This is a genomic window from Pseudomonas sp. SDO52101_S400, from assembly GCF_054071635.1.
The window spans coordinates 1-17,289 of record NZ_JBSVWF010000087.1; the positions used below are offsets into that span (position 1 = coordinate 1).

The following is a 17,289-nucleotide window of genomic DNA, read 5'->3' on the forward strand; positions in this document are numbered from 1 at the left end:
GATTTCTTGCGGCCAAAGGTCAAGCGAGAAGGCTTAACTGATCGGCATTAGCCTTTGCGGGGCGGTTTTTTCTGTAAACCTCGGTTTGCGGCCGGGTTTACTGCGTCTCACTGGACACTCTAGCGTGGACGAAGATTATTCGTCTTTATGCCATCGAGCAAGTCTAAAAGCATGCTACGTACTCTGAGCCTCGTATGGAGGTCGTTCAAAGCGTTTCGCTTTTACGAGTTCCTGCGAGATCACTTCAATGACCTGATGTAAGGGTTGTTGATGTGAGAACAACCGTCTCGGTTTCGGCTGAGGCGGTTTTTTCATCCAGGCGTTTCCTGTCGCCTTATCAACCTGACTGATCAGTTCCCATCAGCCGGATCCGTAGGCTGCGAACGAATTGCGCGCTAAGCTGCTGGTTCACTTTCTGTGCGGCGGAGCCGAGCATGTCCGAGTTGATTCTGCATCATTACCCGACCTCTCCATTCGCCGAAAAGGCCCGGCTGTTGTTGGGGTTCAAGGGCTTGTCCTGGCGTTCGGTGCACATCTCTCCGGTGATGCCGAAACCGGACCTGACGGCCCTGACCGGTGGCTACCGCAAGACCCCGGTGCTGCAGGTCGGCGCCGATATCTACTGCGACACCGCGCTGATCGCCCGCCGCCTCGAGCAGGAAAAGGCCCAGCCTTCGTTCTTCCCGGAGGGTCAGGAAATGATCGCCGCCAGTTTTGCCGCCTGGGCCGATTCTGTGGTGTTCCAGCACGCGGTGAGCCTGGTGTTCCAGCCGGAATCGGTGGCGGTGCGTTTCGGCAAGTTGCCGCCGGAAGCGATCAAGGCCTTCCTCGCCGATCGTGCCGGGCTGTTCAGCGGAGGCAGCGCGACCAGGCTGTCAGCAGAGCAGGCCAAGCACAATTGGCCGACCCTCATGGCGCGCCTGGAGCAACAGTTGCAGCGCGAGGACGGAGACTTCCTGTTCGGCGAGCCATCGATTGCCGACTTCGCCATGGCGCATCCGCTGTGGTTTCTCAAGGCTACGCACGTCACTGCGCCGTTGGTGGATGACTACCCGGCGGTGTCCGCGTGGCTCGGGCGGGTTCTGGGCTTCGGTCACGGTGCGGCCAGTGCCATGAGCTCCGAAGAAGCGCTGGAGATCGCCCGCAATTCGACGCCGGCGGCATTGCCTGATGAGCAGTTTGTCGATCCGAACGGATTTGCAGCGGGCCAGCAAGTCGTTATCGCGGCCACTGACTACGGCGTTGATCCGGTTGCCGGTGAACTGGTGTTTGCCGGTCGTGAAGAGCTGATCCTTCGCCGTGAAGACGAACGCGGCGGGGTGGTGCATGTGCACTTCCCGCGTTTCGGTTTCCGTATCGAGAAGCGCTGAAACAAATGAGGGAGCCCTTGGGCTCCCTCATTCATTTCAGTGCAGCAAGAATCTCGTCCGGATCAAACCCGCGAATCAACGTGCCATTGACGTCGATCAGCGGGATCCCGCGTCCGCCCAGCGCTTCGTACGCCCTGCGTGCCTCTGCGTCCTTCTCGATATCGAATTCCTTGAACGCAATCCCCTTCTGATCGAGAAACCGCTTGGTCTGCTTGCAGTAGCCGCACCAGTCCGTGGTGTACAACACGACTCTGGCGTTGGCGCGGACCTGCTCGGACGCCATCTGCGACGGATTGAACACCCGCTCGATCTTGCCCCAGTTCTGATAGATCACGACCACCAGCAGAACCAGTGCGACTTTCTTCAGCACATTGCCGAGCATCAGTTGCGGCGCTTCAGCTGATCGGTGAGCGAGGTCGGCAGGCCTTTGATGACCAGCGTGCCGGCCTCTTCGTCGTACTCGATCTTCGAGCCCAGCAGGTGCGCTTCGAAACTGATCGACAAGCCTTCGGCGCGGCCGGTGAAGCGACGGAACTGGTTGAGCGTGCGCTTATCCGCCGGAATTTCCGGCGACAGGCCGTAATCCTTGTTGCGGATGTGGTCGTAGAAGGCTTTCGGACGTTCTTCGTCGATCAGCTCCGAGAGTTCTTCCAGGCCCATCGGCTCGCCGAGCTTGGCCTGGCTGCTGGCATAGTCGACCAGGGTCTTGGTCTTCTCGCGGGCGGAATCTTCCGGAAGGTCTTCGCTCTCGACGAAGTCGCTGAAGGCCTTGAGCAGGGTGCGGGTCTCGCCCGGGCCGTCGACGCCTTCCTGGCAGCCGATGAAGTCGCGGAAGTATTCCGAAACCTTCTTGCCGTTCTTGCCCTTGATGAACGAAATGTACTGCTTGGACTGCTTGTTGTTTTGCCACTCGGAAACGTTGATCCGCGCCGCCAGGTGCAGTTGACCGAGGTCGAGGTGGCGCGACGGGGTCACGTCCAGTTGATCGGTCACCGCCACGCCTTCGCTGTGGTGCAGCAGGGCGATCGCCAGGTAATCGGTCATGCCTTGCTGATAATGGGCGAACAGCACATGGCCGCCGACGGACAGGTTCGACTCTTCCATCAGCTTTTGCAGGTGTTCGACTGCGACTTTGCTGAACGCGGTGAAATCCTTGCCGCCTTCCATGTATTCCTTCAGCCAGCCGCTGAACGGAAACGCACCGGACTCTGGATGGAACAAGCCCCAGGCTTTGCCCTGTTTGGCGTTATAGCTCTCGTTGAGGTCGGCGAGCATGTTCTCGATGGCGGCGGATTCAGCCAGTTCAGAGTCACGGGCGTGCAGAACGGCGGGGGTGCCATCGGGTTTTTTGTCGATCAGGTGGACGATGCAATGACGGATCGGCATGGGCTTCTCGGCAAGTGGAAGGGAGGAGGGCAGGCTCCCCCGAAAAAGCGCCCAGTGTACCGCAACCACTGGTTTTGGCGCGGGCTGAAGGGCAATTCGAGGTCATGGGGTGGCGCATATGCATTTATTTACCGATTTAGCGCAATAAACCTGACCATTTGGCTAGCTAGAGGCGGATATTTCCTTGTCTCTGTGCTAGTTTTGCCCGGTCTTACGCGTAGTCACTGCGTTAAGCGTGCATTCAGCATTTGTCAGGTCGAACCAAACCCTGATTTCGGCATCTATAACCCCGACTCGTCGTGGTTATCGCCGAGGGTGCCAGATCCAGAAGATCGGGCTCGATGGCTGACACTGCACTCTGCAATCCATATGAATTTGATAGGGAAGGAACACTACATGGCTCTTACTAAAGACCAACTGATCGCCGACATCGCTGAAGCTATCGACGCGCCGAAAACCACCGCGCGTAACGCTCTGGACCAACTGGGCCAAATCGTTGCTGATCAGCTGGAAAACGGCGGCGAAATCACCTTGCCAGGTATCGGCAAGCTGAAAGTGACCGAGCGTCCTGCCCGCACTGGCCGTAACCCATCGACTGGCGCTGCCATCGAAATCCCTGCCAAGAAAGTGATCAAGCTGGTTGTGGCCAAAGGCCTGACCGACGCTGTGAACAAGTAAGACGCAGCGATAAAAAAACCGTGCGCCGGAGTGATCCGGGCACGGTTTTTTTGTGCCTGCCGATTGTGTTTCAGCAGCAGTGGCGGCTGCTTGCGATCAAGTGCCGCCCCAGTTGAAGCGTATTACTTGCGCACCCAGCGCTCACGACGCCAGATCTGCTGCTCGGACTTGGTCTGGAAGGTCCAGGCAACGAAGCGGCTCTGCTTCTGCCCCTGAGACATTTCCACCACCTGGCTTTCCAGCGCACCGGCTTTTTTCAGCGCCGTTTCGATGGCGGGCAGGTTCGAGGCTTTCGAGACCAGGGTGCTGAACCACAGCACTTTGTGCTGGAAGTTCGCACTTTCGGCGATCAGTTGCGTCACGAAGCGCGCTTCACCACCTTCACACCACAGTTCGGCCGACTGACCGCCGAAGTTCAGCACCGGCAATTTGCGCTTCGGATCGGCCTTGCCCAAGGCTCGCCATTTACGCTCGCTGCCCTTGGTTGCCTCCTCCATCGACGCGTGGAACGGCGGGTTGCACATGGTCAGGTCAAAACGTTCGCCAGGTTCCAGCAGGCCGATCAGGATGTGCTTGCGGTTCTCTTGCTGGCGCAGCTTGATGACCTTGTTCAGATCATTGGACTGGACGATGGCTGTTGCGGCAGCCACGGCTGTCGGGTCGATTTCCGAGCCCAGGAAGTGCCAGCGGTATTCGCTGTTACCGATCAGCGGATAAACGCAGTTGGCGCCCATGCCGATGTCCAGCACATTGACGATGGCACCGCGCGGAACCACGCCGTCGTTGTTGCTGGCCAGCAGGTCAGCCAGAAAGTGTATGTAGTCGGCACGACCCGGTACTGGCGGGCAGAGGTAATCGGCCGGGATGTCCCAATGCTGGATGCCGTAGAACGACTTGAGCAATGCCCGGTTGAACACGCGCACCGCGTCGGGGCTGGCGAAGTCGATGCTTTCCTTGCCGTACGGGTTGGTGATCACGAACTTCGCCAGTTCCGGCGTGGTCTTGATCAGCGCCGGGAAGTCGTAACGACCCTGATGGCGATTGCGCGGGTGCAGGCTGGCCTCTTTACGCGGCTCCACGGGCTTGGCCGGGGTGGCGGAGTCAGGCTTCTTGCGCGCAGGTTTCGGTGTACGTGGGGCGTTCATGGGCGTGGTCGATTCGGGTAGGGCTGAAAGTGGCGGCTATTGTCCCACAGGGAGCCGAGTTGTTGGCCGGAAAAGTGCCGGGCACAAAAAAGGGAGGCCGTTGCGGGCCTCCCTTTTCAGTGCGAGTTGCCTTTACAGGCTGGCAATCCGCGCGTGCTGCTCGGCCAGCTTGCCCAGAGCCTGTTCGGCTTCGGCCAGTTTGGCGCGTTCCTTCTCGATGACTTCAGCCGGGGCCTTGTCAACGAAACCGGCGTTGGACAGCTTGCCGCCGACACGCTGGACTTCGCCCTGCAGACGCAGGATTTCCTTGTCCAGACGCGCCAGTTCAGCGTTCTTGTCGATCAGGCCGGCCATCGGCACCAGCACTTCCATCTCGCCAACCAGAGCAGTGGCAGACAGTGGCGCTTCTTCGCCGGCCGCCAGTACGGTGATCGATTCCAGACGCGCCAGCTTCTTCAGCAGCGCTTCGTTCTCGGTCAGACGGCGCTGGTCTTCAGCGGTGACGTTTTTCAGGTAGATCGGCAGCGGCTTGCCCGGACCGATGTTCATTTCGCCACGGATGTTACGCGTGCCGAGCATCAGGCCCTTGAGCCATTCGATGTCGTCTTCGGCCGCCGGATCGATGCGCTCTTCGTTGGCCACCGGCCACGCTTGCAGCATGATCGTCTTGCCCTGAATGCCGGCCAGCGGCGCGATGCGCTGCCAGATTTCTTCAGTGATGAACGGCATGAACGGGTGCGCCAGGCGCAATGCCACTTCCAGTACGCGAACCAGTGTGCGACGGGTGCCGCGCTGGCGCTCGACTGGCGCGTTTTCGTCCCACAGCACAGGCTTGGACAGTTCCAGGTACCAGTCGCAGTACTGGTTCCAGATGAACTCGTACAGCGCTTGCGCCGCCAGGTCGAAACGGAACTGATCCAGTTGACGGGTCACTTCGGCTTCGGTGCGTTGCAACTGCGAGATGATCCAGCGATCCGCCAGCGACAGCTCGTAGGCTTCGCCGTTCTGGCCGCAGTCTTCGCCCTTGTCCAGAACGTAGCGCGCAGCGTTCCAGATCTTGTTGCAGAAGTTGCGATAGCCTTCTACGCGGCCCATGTCGAACTTGATGTCGCGACCGGTGGACGCCAGCGAGCAGAAGGTGAAGCGCAGGGCGTCGGTGCCGTAGCTGGCGATGCCGTCGGCGAACTCGTCGCGGGTCTGCTTCTCGATCTTCTTCGCCAGTTTCGGCTGCATCAGACCGGAAGTACGTTTCTGCACCAGGGTTTCGAGTTCGATACCGTCGATGATGTCCAGCGGGTCCAGGACATTGCCCTTGGACTTGGACATCTTCTGGCCCTGGCCATCACGCACCAGGCCGTGCACGTAAACGGTCTTGAACGGAACCTGCGGCGTGCCGTCCTCGTTCTTGATCAGGTGCATGGTCAGCATGATCATCCGGGCAACCCAGAAGAAAATGATGTCGAAGCCCGTCACCAGCACGTCGGTGGAGTGGAATTTCTTCAGGAACTCGGTCTTTTCCGGCCAGCCCAGGGTGGAGAAGGTCCACAGGCCCGAGCTGAACCAGGTGTCGAGAACGTCGTTGTCCTGTTGCAGCGCAACGTCCGGGCCGAGGTTGTGCTTGGCGCGTACTTCGGCTTCGTCACGGCCGACGTAGACCTTGCCCGACTCGTCGTACCAGGCCGGAATCCGGTGGCCCCACCACAGCTGACGGCTGATGCACCAATCCTGGATGTCGCGCATCCACGAGAAGTACATGTTTTCGTACTGCTTCGGCACGAACTGGATGCGACCGTCTTCAACAGCAGCAATCGCAGGCTCGGCCAGCGGCTTGGTGGACACGTACCACTGGTCGGTCAGCCATGGCTCGATGACGGTGCCGGAGCGGTCGCCTTTCGGCACTTTCAGGTTGTGGTCGTCGATGCTGACCAGCAGGCCGGCGGCGTCGAACGCGGCAACGATCTGCTTGCGCGCTTCGAAACGCTCGAGACCGGCGTACTCGGCCGGAATCTTGCCGTCGATGCTGTCGTTCAGCGTGCCGTCGAGGTTGAACACCTGAGCCGCAGGAAGCACGTTGGCGTTCTTGTCGAAGATATTCAGCAGCGGCAGGTTGTGGCGCTTGCCGACTTCGTAGTCGTTGAAATCGTGGGCCGGGGTGATTTTCACGCAGCCGGTGCCGAATTCAGGATCGCAGTAATCGTCGGCGATGATCGGGATGCGGCGGCCGACCAGCGGCAGCTCGACAAACTTGCCGATCAGGGCTTTGTAGCGCTCGTCGTTCGGGTTTACCGCGACAGCGGAGTCGCCGAGCATGGTTTCCGGACGGGTGGTCGCGACGATCAGGAAATCGTTGCCTTCAGCGGTTTTCGCGCCGTCAGCCAACGGATACTTCAGGTTCCACAGGAAACCTTTCTCGTCGTGGTTTTCCACTTCGAGGTCGGAAATCGCCGTGTGCAGCTTGGTGTCCCAGTTGACCAGGCGCTTGCCGCGATAGATCAGGCCGTCTTCGTGCAGGCGCACGAACGCTTCTTTAACGGCTTCCGAGAGGCCGTCGTCCATGGTGAAGCGCTCGCGGCTCCAGTCCACGGAAGAGCCGAGGCGGCGGATCTGACGGCTGATGTTGCCGCCTGACTGATCCTTCCACTCCCAGACTTTCTCGAGGAATTTTTCGCGGCCCAGATCGTGGCGGTTCTGGCCTTGGGCTTCGAGTTGACGCTCCACCAGCATCTGCGTGGCGATACCGGCGTGGTCGGTGCCCGGCTGCCACAGGGTTTTGCGACCCTGCATGCGGCGGAAACGGATCAGGGCGTCCATGATCGCGTTGTTGAAACCGTGACCCATGTGCAGGCTGCCGGTGACGTTCGGCGGCGGGATCATGATGGTGTAGGAGTCGCCCGCGCCTTGCGGGGCGAAGTAGTTCTCGGACTCCCAGGTGTTGTACCAGGAAGTTTCAATGGCGTGCGGCTGGTAGGTCTTATCCATGCGCGGCGGGACCCTATTGGCATTTATTCAGGAAAAGCCGGGAAGTATAGCGGGGCATGGGGCGCAGGGCGAGCGGGGCGGGCCGGGTGGAGGCTTAAATGTGGGAGCTGGCCTGCCAGCGATGCAGGCGCCGCCGTTTTTCAGGAAAGGCGCGGTGACGCTATCGCTGGCAGGCCAGCTCCCACAGGAGATCGGGAGATTATTCGTATTGGCCGAGAAGCCGCTCCATCCGCGCCTCGAGGCGACGTTTGATTTCGGTTTCGATGTGCGGGGCGAAGTCGTCGATCACGTCTTGCATGATCAGTTGCGCAGCGGCGCGCAGTTCGCTGTCCAGGTGCAGCAGCGCATCGGGGCCTTTATCCACAGGCGCGACGGGCGCAGCGGCGGGCTTCACGACGGGAGCGGGAGGCGCTGCGACGGCGGGCGGCTCAGTGGCGACCGAGTCGAACAGCATCGGAATCTGTTCCTGTTCGCCATCATCGACCGTGTCGGTCAGCAGTGGCGGTTGCAGGTTGTCATCGCCCAGCAACTGGCGGATAGACTCAAGGTCATCCAGCAGGTGAGCGGGTTTTTGCAGCGGTTTTGGAGTGTCCATCGGCGTACTCAGAGTCGCTGTAAACGGTGGTCTTGCAGAGGATAGCCCTGTTCCCGGTAGAAACGGAAACTCTCCCGCGCAGCTGCACGGATCACCGGATCTTCCACCACCACTTCCGCCACTCGGGCGAATTGATTGGCGAAGGCCGGGACCTTGAGGTCGAGATTGACGAGCAAATCCTGATGCTGGCCGCAGTCATCACCCCATCCAAGCACGATCAAACCTTCCGGTTCGCTCTCGGCCGGGCCATGAGGCACGAAGGTTTCGCCTTTGAACGCCCACAGTCGCGCATCGAGGTCATCACGCTGGGCGGCATCGCTGCAATGCAGGTAGATGCGGTGGCCCATGCGCCAGGCTTTCTCGGTGAGCTTGCAGGCAAAATCCAGGCGAGCCGAAGGATCGGCACTGGGCAGGATATAGAAGTCGACTTTGGTCATTGCGGTTCCTGAGCTGAAAGCGGCGCCCCTTTAAAGAGGCGCCACTCGCAGTCATCGGTTTCAGGCTTTGGCGCGATCCAGCAGGTACTGGGTCAGCAGGGGAACCGGACGGCCGGTGGCGCCCTTGTCCTTGCCGCCGCTGGTCCACGCGGTGCCCGCGATGTCCAGGTGCGCCCAGTTCAGGTTCTTGGTGAAGCGCGACAGGAAGCACGCGGCGGTAATGGTGCCGGCCTTCGGCCCGCCGATGTTGGCGATGTCGGCGAACGGGCTGTCCAGTTGCTCCTGGTACTCGTCGAAGAGCGGCAGTTGCCAGGCACGGTCGTCGGCAGCCTTGCCGGCGCTCAGCAGTTGGCCGATCAGTTCGTCGTTGTTGCCCAGCAGGCCGGAGGTGTGCGCTCCCAGAGCAACCACGCAGGCGCCGGTCAGGGTGGCGATGTCGATCACCGCTTGCGGCTTGAAGCGCTCGGAGTAGGTCAGGGCGTCGCACAGTACCAGACGGCCTTCGGCGTCGGTGTTGAGGATTTCCACGGTCTGGCCGCTCATGGTGGTCACGATGTCGCCCGGACGCGAAGCGGTGCCGCTCGGCATGTTCTCGGCGCAGGCCAGGATGCACACCAGGTTGATCGGCAGCTTCAGTTCCAGCACGGCGCGCAGGGTGCCGAACACGCTGGCGGCGCCGCCCATGTCGTACTTCATCTCGTCCATGCCGGCGCCCGGTTTCAGGCTGATGCCGCCGGTGTCGAAGGTGATGCCTTTACCGACCAGTGCGTACGGCTTCTCGGATTTCTTGCCGCCGTTGTATTGCATGACGATCAGGCGTGGCGGCTGGGCGCTGCCCTGGCCGACGGCGTAGAACGAACCCATGCCCAGCGCCTTGATCTTCTTCTCGTCGAGCACTTCGACTTTCAGATCCTTGAACTCTTTGCCCAGATCTTTGGCTTGTTCGCCCAGGAATGTCGGGTGGCAGATGTTCGGCGGCAGGTTGCCCAGGTTGCGGGTAAAGGCCATGCCGTTGGCGATCGCGGTGGCGTGATTCACGGCGCGCTGAACTTCGGCCTGAGCAGCCTTGATGGTCAGCAGGGTGATTTTCTTCAGGGCGCGCGGTTCGGCTTTCTGGCTCTTGAACTGATCGAAGGTGTATTCGCCGTCGATCAGGGTCTCGGCCAGCAGGCGGGTCTTGCCGTAGCTGTCGCGGTTTTTGACGATGATTTCATCGAGTGCCAGCACGGCATCGCTGCCGCCCAGACCCTTGAGGGTATTGAGGATGCCGGCAACGATCTTGCGGAACGGGCGGTCGCCCAGTTCTTCATCCTTGCCGACGCCGACCAGCAGCACGCGCTCGGCTTTCAGGTTCGGCAGGCTGTGCAGCAGCAGGCTTTGACCGACCTTGCCGGCCAGATCGCCACGTTTGAGGACAGCGCTGATGGCGCCGCCGCTCAGTTCGTCGACCAGTTTGGCCGCGACACCGAGTTTGCGGCCTTCGCCGACGGCAACCACCAGGGTGGCGGTTTTCAACGTTTCTGGGCTAACGCTTTTTACAACCAGTTCCATGTCCGGATCCCTGAATGAATGGTCAACACGCAGGCGTTCGACGGTGTCCGCAGTCGCCTGCTTATAGAGAGAAGAGGCGCAGGCCAGTGCCTGCGACAGAGGCGGCAGTTTGAACCTCGCTCACCGCGCCTGACAACCCTCGGTTGTACGATCTTCAACGGATTGCACGCTTGCGTGAGTGTGCGCAGTGACAGGCGCCCTCAATCACAGGATAATGCCGCATCTTTTTTCGACGGCTCTGCCTTGCGGGCCTGTCGATACGTTTGCTTGTTTGGCCGCCTTAGCCTGACAACCCTGGAGTGTCTGGTTTGATCGTCTTCCGTTATCTGTCCCGCGAAGTCCTGTTGACCCTGAGTGCGGTGAGTGCCGTGCTACTGGTCATCATCATGAGCGGTCGCTTCATCAAATACCTTGCCCAGGCCGCTGCGGGCCAGCTCGATCCGGGATCGCTGTTCCTGATCATGGGCTACCGTCTGCCGGGCTTCATGCAGTTGATCCTGCCGCTGGGCCTGTTCCTCGGGATCCTTCTGGCGTACGGCCGGTTGTATCTCGAAAGCGAAATGACCGTGCTGTCGGCCACGGGCATGAGCCAGCAGCGTCTGTTCCGCATGACTCTGTTCCCGGCCACGCTGGTGGCACTGGTGGTGGCATGGCTGAGCCTGAGCCTGGCCCCGCAAGGCGCCAACCAGTTCCAGCTGCTGCTGAACAAGCAGGACGCCCTGACCGAATTCGACACCCTGGAGCCGGGCCGCTTCCAGGCGTTGCGCGACGGGACCCGGGTGACCTACACCGAAAATCTGAGCGATGACCGGGTCAACCTGGGCAGCGTGTTCATCTCGCAGAAAAACCTCGGCGCCAACCAGGCTGATCGCGGGATTTCCGTGCTGGTAGCCGAAAAAGGGCGGCAGGAGATCCGTCCCGACGGCAACCGCTACCTGATCCTGCACAACGGCTACCGTTACGACGGCAGCCCGGGACTGGCCAACTATCGCGCCATCCATTACGAAACCTACGGTGTTCTGCTGCCCAAACCCGATGTCAGCGAGGAGGTCACCGACCGCGACGCCATGCCGACTTCGACCCTGCTGGCCAGTGATGACATCCGCGCCAAGACCGAACTGCAATGGCGCCTGTCGCTGCCGCTGCTGGTATTTATCGTGACCCTGATGGCGGTGCCGCTGTCGCGGGTCAATCCGCGCCAGGGGCGCTTCCTCAAGTTGCTGCCGGCGATTCTTCTTTATATGGCTTACCTGACCATCCTGATTGCCGCCCGCGGCGCCCTCGAAAAAGGCAAGATCCCTGCGAGCCTGGGTCTGTGGTGGGTACACGGAATCTTCCTGGTCATCGGTATCGGCCTGCTGTACTGGGAACCGCTGCGCCTGAAAATGGCCAGCCGTCGCAGCGCTGCGCTGGAGGTGGCTCGTGGTTAAACTCGACCGCTACATCGGCAGCAGCGTATTCATGGCGATCATCGCCGTGCTGGCGATCATCCTTGGCCTGGCTACGCTGTTTGCCTTCATCGACGAAATGGGCGACGTCAGCGATACCTACACGCTGGTCGACGTGCTGAGCTTTGTAGTGCTGACCGCACCGCGCCGGCTCTATGACATGTTGCCGATGGCGGCGCTGATCGGTTGCCTGATCGGCCTCGGCAGTCTGGCGAGCAGCAGCGAGCTGACTGTCATGCGTGCTGCCGGTGTGTCCATCGGGCGCATCGTCTGGGCGGTCATGAAGCCGATGCTGGTGCTGATGCTGGCCGGTGTGCTGATCGGCGAATACGTTGCGCCGGCTACCGAGAGCATGGCGCAGGCCAATCGTTCGCTGGCTCAAGGCAGCGGCGACGCGCAAAGCGCCAAGCACGGTATGTGGCACCGTCAGGGCGAGGAATTCATCCACATCAACGCCGTTCAACCTGATGGCCTGTTGTATGGCGTGACCCGCTATCACTTCGACAAGGAACGCCACTTGCTGAGCTCGAGCTTCGCCAAGCGCGCCGAGTTCGATGGCAAAGGCTGGAAGCTCACCGATGTCACCACCACGCTGTTCCACGAGCGCAGCACCGAAGTCGTCAATAAGCCGACCGAGGACTGGGATGTTTCCATCAGTCCGCAATTGCTGAACACCGTGGTCATGGCGCCGGAAGCATTGTCGATTACCGGCCTGTGGGGCTACATCCACTATCTGGCTGATCAGGGGCTGAGTAACGGCCGTTACTGGCTGGCTTTTTGGGTCAAGGTGTTGCAGCCGCTGGTGACCGCCGCGCTGGTGCTGATGGCGATCTCCTTCATTTTCGGTCCGCTGCGCTCGGTGACTCTCGGTCAGCGAGTGTTTACCGGCGTGTTGGTGGGGTTCACCTTCCGCATCGTCCAGGATCTGCTCGGTCCGTCCAGTCTGGTGTTCGGCTTCTCGCCGCTGTTCGCGGTGCTGGTGCCGGCAGGCATCTGTGCCCTGGCGGGTGTCTGGTTGCTGCGTCGAGCCGGTTGATGAACAAGGTTTCACCCTTGCTCCAGCCTTGAAAACGCCCCGGTCGCCAGACCGGGGCGTTTTTGCATGCAATCCGGGTGACAGGCGAACGTGACGCTTGCGCCGTGTATCAGGTACAATTCCCGGCTATTTTTCGGCGGGCCAAGCCTGCAGCCTTTTTGAGTGTTGATCCGTGAGTGATTTGAGTCATATCCGCAATTTCTCCATCATCGCCCACATTGACCATGGCAAGTCGACGCTGGCTGACCGTTTCATCCAGATGTGCGGTGGCCTGGCCGAGCGTGAAATGGAAGCCCAGGTACTGGATTCCATGGATCTGGAGCGCGAACGCGGGATCACCATCAAGGCCCACAGCGTTACCCTCTATTACAAAGCCAAAGACGGCGTCACCTACCAGCTGAACTTCATTGACACCCCGGGTCACGTCGACTTCACCTATGAAGTCAGCCGTTCCCTGGCCGCGTGTGAAGGTGCCTTGCTGGTGGTCGATGCGGGGCAGGGCGTTGAAGCCCAGTCCGTGGCCAACTGCTACACCGCCATCGAGCAGGGCCTCGAGGTGATGCCGGTACTGAACAAGATCGACCTGCCACAGGCCGAGCCGGACCGCGTCAAGGACGAGATCGAGAAGATCATCGGCATCGACGCCACCGACGCCGTCACCTGCAGCGCCAAGACAGGCCTGGGTGTCGACGAAGTGCTCGAGCGTCTGGTCGCCACCATTCCTGCGCCGACCGGCAACATCGAAGATCCGCTGCAAGCGTTGATCATCGACTCCTGGTTCGACAACTACCTGGGCGTTGTCTCCCTGGTGCGCGTGCGTCATGGCCGCGTGAAGAAGGGCGACAAGATCCTGGTGAAATCCACCGGCAAGATCCACCTGGTCGACAGCGTCGGTGTTTTCAACCCGAAACACACCGCCACCGCTGACCTGAAGGCCGGCGAAGTGGGCTTCATCATTGCCAGCATCAAGGACATTCACGGTGCACCGGTCGGTGACACCCTGACCTTGAGCTCGACGCCGGATGTTCCGGTACTGCCGGGTTTCAAACGCATTCAGCCACAGGTTTACGCCGGTCTGTTCCCGGTCAGCTCCGACGACTTCGAGGACTTCCGCGAAGCGCTGCAGAAGCTGACCCTGAACGATTCGTCGCTGCAGTACACCCCGGAAAGCTCCGACGCACTGGGCTTCGGCTTCCGTTGCGGCTTCCTCGGCATGCTGCACATGGAGATCATTCAGGAGCGTCTCGAGCGCGAGTACGACCTGGACCTGATCACCACGGCGCCGACGGTAATCTTTGAGCTGGTGTTGAAAACCGGTGAAACGATTTACGTCGACAACCCGTCGAAGCTGCCGGACGTCTCGGCCATTGAAGATATGCGCGAGCCGATCGTGCGCGCCAACATCCTCGTGCCGCAAGAACACCTGGGTAACGTCATCACCCTGTGCATCGAGAAGCGTGGCGTTCAAGTCGACATGCTGTTCCTCGGCAATCAGGTGCAGGTCACTTACGACCTGCCGATGAACGAAGTGGTCCTGGACTTCTTCGACCGTCTCAAATCCACCAGCCGCGGCTATGCTTCGCTGGATTACCATTTCGATCGTTACCAATCGGCTAATCTGGTGAAACTGGACGTGCTGATCAACGGCGACAAGGTCGACGCCCTGGCGCTGATCGTGCACCGTGACAATTCGCACTTCAAAGGTCGCCAGTTGACCGAGAAGATGAAAGAACTGATTCCTCGTCAGATGTTCGACGTGGCCATCCAGGCTGCCATTGGTGGTCAGATCGTCGCCCGGACAACCGTCAAGGCGCTCAGAAAGAACGTATTGGCCAAATGCTACGGTGGTGACGTCAGCCGTAAGAAGAAACTGCTCGAGAAGCAAAAGGCCGGTAAGAAACGCATGAAGCAGGTCGGCAACGTGGAAATTCCACAAGAAGCCTTCCTTGCCGTGCTCAGGTTGGAATAGTCAGGTCCTATGTCACTAAATTTCCCGCTGTTGCTGGTTATCGCCGTGTTCGTCTGCGGCCTGTTGGCGTTGCTCGATCTGTTGATCCTGGCACCGCGTCGGCGCGCTGCCATCGCTTCCTATCAGGGCAGCGTCAGCCAGCCTGATGTGGTGGTGGTCGAGAAGCTGAACAAGGAACCGCTGCTGGTCGAATACGGCAAGTCGTTCTTCCCGGTGCTGTTCATCGTGCTGGTGCTGCGTTCGTTCCTGGTGGAACCGTTCCAGATTCCGTCCGGTTCGATGAAACCGACCCTGGACGTCGGCGACTTCATTCTGGTGAACAAGTTTTCTTACGGGATCCGCTTGCCGGTGATCGACAAGAAAGTCATCGAAGTCGGTGATCCGCAACGCGGTGATGTGATGGTGTTCCGCTACCCGAGCGACCCGAACGTCAACTACATCAAACGTGTGGTTGGCCTGCCGGGCGACACGGTGCGTTACACCGCCGACAAGCGTCTGTTCGTCAATGGCGAATCGATTGCCGAGCAGCTCGTCGGTTCCGAGCCGGGCACCCTCGGCAGTGCGGAGCTCTACAAGGAAAAACTCGGCGCCGCCGAGCACCTGATCCGCAAGGAAATGAGCCGCTACCGTGCCACGCCGGACCATACCTGGACCGTGCCGGCCGGACACTACTTCATGATGGGCGACAACCGCGACAACTCGAACGACAGTCGCTACTGGGATGATCCGAACATTCCCAAGGATCTGCTGGGCATGGTTCCCGACCAGAACATCGTCGGCAAGGCCTTCGCTGTCTGGATGAGCTGGCCGGAACCGAAACTCAGCCACCTGCCGAATTTCTCGCGGGTCGGCCTGATCAAGTAAACAATCACGGCGCTGTTGACCACAGCGCCGAATGCATTTCTGGCGTCGGCACAACCGGCTCCGGGGCATGAAGCCACGATATTCAGGACGTCATTTTTGAACACAGCGTTAATTGTCCCAGGCCTGCGCCGTATCCCGGCGATGGCGGTGGAATCCAGCCACGAACTCAGCGTGGGTAAACCGTGAGCGTTTCTCTAAGCCGTCTCGAGCGTCAGCTCGGTTACACCTTCAAGGACCAGGAACTGATGGTCCTGGCCCTCACGCACCGCAGCTTCGCCGGACGCAACAACGAGCGTCTGGAGTTCCTCGGCGATGCGATCCTCAACTTCGTTGCCGGTGAAGCCTTGTTCGATCGCTTCCCGCTGGCCCGCGAAGGTCAGTTGTCGCGTTTGCGTGCGCGTCTGGTGAAAGGCGAGACCCTGGCCGTGCTGGCCCGCGGTTTCGATCTGGGCGAGTACCTGCGCCTGGGTTCCGGTGAGCTCAAAAGCGGCGGTTTCCGTCGCGAATCGATTCTGGCCGATGCCCTCGAAGCGCTGATCGGCGCAATCTACCTCGACGCCGGCATGGAAGTCGCCCGCGAGCGCGTCCTGGCCTGGCTGGCCGGGGAGTTCGAAGGTCTGACGCTGGTCGACACCAACAAGGATCCGAAGACCCGCCTGCAGGAATTCCTGCAATCGCGCGGTTGCGACCTGCCACGTTACGAAGTGGTGGATATCCAGGGTGAGCCGCATTGCCGTACGTTTTTCGTCGAGTGCGAAGTTGTCCTATTGAATGAAAAAAGCCGGGGTCAGGGTGTGAGCCGTCGTATTGCCGAACAGGTAGCGGCCGCCGCAGCACTGATTGCCCTGGGTGTGGAGAATGGCAATGACTGATACAAACGCAACTCGCTGTGGCTATGTTGCCATCGTCGGCCGTCCCAACGTGGGCAAGTCCACGCTGCTGAACCACATCCTCGGCCAGAAGCTCGCGATCACTTCGCGCAAGCCGCAGACCACTCGCCACAACATGCTCGGGATCAAGACCGAGGGCGACGTGCAGGCGATCTACGTCGACACCCCGGGCATGCACAAGGGTGGCGAAAAGGCCTTGAACCGTTACATGAACAAGACCGCTTCGGCGGCGTTGAAAGACGTCGACGTGGTGATCTTCGTGGTCGACCGCACCAAGTGGACCGAAGAAGACCAGATGGTGCTGGAGCGCGTGCAGTACGTGACCGGCCCGCTCATCGTCGCGCTGAACAAGACCGACCGCATCGAGGACAAGGCCGAGCTGATGCCGCACCTGTCCTGGTTGCAGGAACAGCTGCCGAACGCGCAGATCATTCCGATCTCGGCGCAGCACGGGCACAACCTCGATGCACTGGAAAAAGTGATCGCCGATCATCTGCCGGAGAACGATCACTTCTTCCCGGAAGACCAGATCACCGACCGCAGCAGCCGTTTCCTCGCCGCCGAACTGGTGCGCGAGAAAATCATGCGCCAGATGGGCGCCGAGCTGCCGTACCAGATCACCGTGGAAATCGAAGAGTTCAAGCAACAGGGCAAGACTCTGCATATCCACGCGTTGATCCTCGTCGAGCGTGACGGTCAGAAGAAAATCATCATTGGCGACAAGGGCGAGCGTATCAAACGCATCGGCACCGAGGCGCGCAAGGACATGGAGCTGCTGTTCGACTCCAAGATCATGCTCAACCTTTGGGTGAAGGTGAAGGGCGGCTGGTCCGACGACGAACGTGCGCTGCGTTCGCTGGGTTACGGCGACCTGTAACACCGGTTTTCTGTTACACCAGAGAACCCCCTGTGGGAGCGGGCTTGCTCGCGAATGCGCAGTG

The 17,289-nt window shown here is 60.3% G+C and carries 15 protein-coding genes; 8 read left to right on the forward strand and 7 right to left on the reverse strand.

Annotated elements, in window-relative coordinates:
- The first annotated feature begins 434 nt into the window (after positions 1-434).
- Complete coding sequence (locus ACW9HX_RS27305; RefSeq protein WP_457382976.1) at positions 435-1,370, forward strand: glutathione S-transferase family protein; 936 nt, start codon at positions 435-437, stop codon at positions 1,368-1,370.
- Positions 1,371-1,401: 31 nt separating this feature from the next.
- Here the strand turns inward: ACW9HX_RS27305 and ACW9HX_RS27310 are convergent, their stop codons facing one another.
- Both ACW9HX_RS27310 and yejK read right to left on the reverse strand, forming a co-directional pair.
- Entirely contained in the window at positions 1,402-1,752 is a 351-nt protein-coding gene (locus ACW9HX_RS27310) for a glutaredoxin family protein (RefSeq protein ID WP_457382977.1), read from the reverse strand.
- A complete protein-coding gene (gene yejK, locus ACW9HX_RS27315; protein WP_007957356.1) occupies positions 1,752-2,756 on the reverse strand; it encodes a nucleoid-associated protein YejK in 1,005 nt (334 codons plus the stop codon). Before yejK ends, ACW9HX_RS27310 begins: the two co-directional genes overlap by 1 nt.
- A 396-nt stretch (positions 2,757-3,152) precedes the next feature.
- Between yejK and ACW9HX_RS27320 the strand changes: the two genes are divergently transcribed.
- Positions 3,153-3,434, forward strand: a complete 282-nt coding sequence (locus tag ACW9HX_RS27320) for an HU family DNA-binding protein (protein WP_003221909.1) — start codon at positions 3,153-3,155, stop codon at positions 3,432-3,434.
- A gap of 122 nt (positions 3,435-3,556) precedes the next feature.
- Here the strand turns inward: ACW9HX_RS27320 and rlmF are convergent, their stop codons facing one another.
- From rlmF to ACW9HX_RS27345, 5 genes are all read right to left on the reverse strand, one after another.
- Positions 3,557-4,579, reverse strand: a complete 1,023-nt coding sequence (rlmF, locus tag ACW9HX_RS27325; RefSeq protein WP_457382978.1) for a 23S rRNA (adenine(1618)-N(6))-methyltransferase RlmF — start codon at positions 4,577-4,579, stop codon at positions 3,557-3,559.
- A 132-nt stretch (positions 4,580-4,711) separates the two neighbouring features.
- The gene (locus ACW9HX_RS27330) at positions 4,712-7,558 is read right to left on the reverse strand and encodes a valine--tRNA ligase (RefSeq protein WP_457382979.1); all 2,847 of its coding nucleotides are present in this window, start codon (positions 7,556-7,558) and stop codon (positions 4,712-4,714) included.
- Positions 7,559-7,757: 199 nt separating this feature from the next.
- The gene (locus ACW9HX_RS27335; RefSeq protein ID WP_457382980.1) at positions 7,758-8,153 is read right to left on the reverse strand and encodes a DNA polymerase III subunit chi; all 396 of its coding nucleotides are present in this window, start codon (positions 8,151-8,153) and stop codon (positions 7,758-7,760) included.
- 8 nt (positions 8,154-8,161) lie between these two features.
- Positions 8,162-8,590, reverse strand: coding sequence for a DNA polymerase III subunit chi (locus tag ACW9HX_RS27340; RefSeq protein WP_457382981.1), 429 nt, complete (start codon positions 8,588-8,590; stop codon positions 8,162-8,164).
- 60 nt (positions 8,591-8,650) lie between these two features.
- A complete protein-coding gene (locus ACW9HX_RS27345) occupies positions 8,651-10,141 on the reverse strand; it encodes a leucyl aminopeptidase (RefSeq protein ID WP_457382982.1) in 1,491 nt (496 codons plus the stop codon).
- A gap of 308 nt (positions 10,142-10,449) precedes the next feature.
- Here ACW9HX_RS27345 and lptF point away from each other — a divergent pair, with 308 nt between their 5' ends.
- From lptF to era, 6 genes are all read left to right on the forward strand, one after another.
- Positions 10,450-11,571 carry an LPS export ABC transporter permease LptF gene (gene lptF / locus ACW9HX_RS27350; protein WP_457382983.1) on the forward strand — a complete coding sequence of 374 codons (1,122 nt, stop codon included), beginning with the start codon at positions 10,450-10,452 and terminating at the stop codon, positions 11,569-11,571.
- Positions 11,564-12,625: an LPS export ABC transporter permease LptG gene (lptG, locus tag ACW9HX_RS27355; RefSeq protein WP_457382984.1), complete on the forward strand. Its 1,062-nt coding sequence runs from the start codon at positions 11,564-11,566 to the stop codon at positions 12,623-12,625. The genes lptF and lptG overlap by 8 nt, the downstream gene beginning before the upstream one ends.
- Before the next feature lie 172 nt (positions 12,626-12,797).
- Positions 12,798-14,594 (forward strand): translation elongation factor 4, encoded by a 1,797-nt coding sequence (lepA, locus tag ACW9HX_RS27360; RefSeq protein ID WP_003221926.1) that lies wholly within the window; start codon positions 12,798-12,800, stop codon positions 14,592-14,594.
- A 9-nt stretch (positions 14,595-14,603) separates the two neighbouring features.
- Entirely contained in the window at positions 14,604-15,458 is an 855-nt protein-coding gene (lepB, locus tag ACW9HX_RS27365) for a signal peptidase I (RefSeq protein ID WP_457382985.1), read from the forward strand.
- Between the two features lie 182 nt (positions 15,459-15,640).
- The gene (gene rnc, locus ACW9HX_RS27370; protein WP_096819215.1) at positions 15,641-16,330 is read left to right on the forward strand and encodes a ribonuclease III; all 690 of its coding nucleotides are present in this window, start codon (positions 15,641-15,643) and stop codon (positions 16,328-16,330) included.
- A complete protein-coding gene (gene era / locus ACW9HX_RS27375) occupies positions 16,323-17,225 on the forward strand; it encodes a GTPase Era (protein WP_003221935.1) in 903 nt (300 codons plus the stop codon). Before rnc ends, era begins: the two co-directional genes overlap by 8 nt.
- The last annotated feature ends 64 nt before the right edge of the window (positions 17,226-17,289 follow it).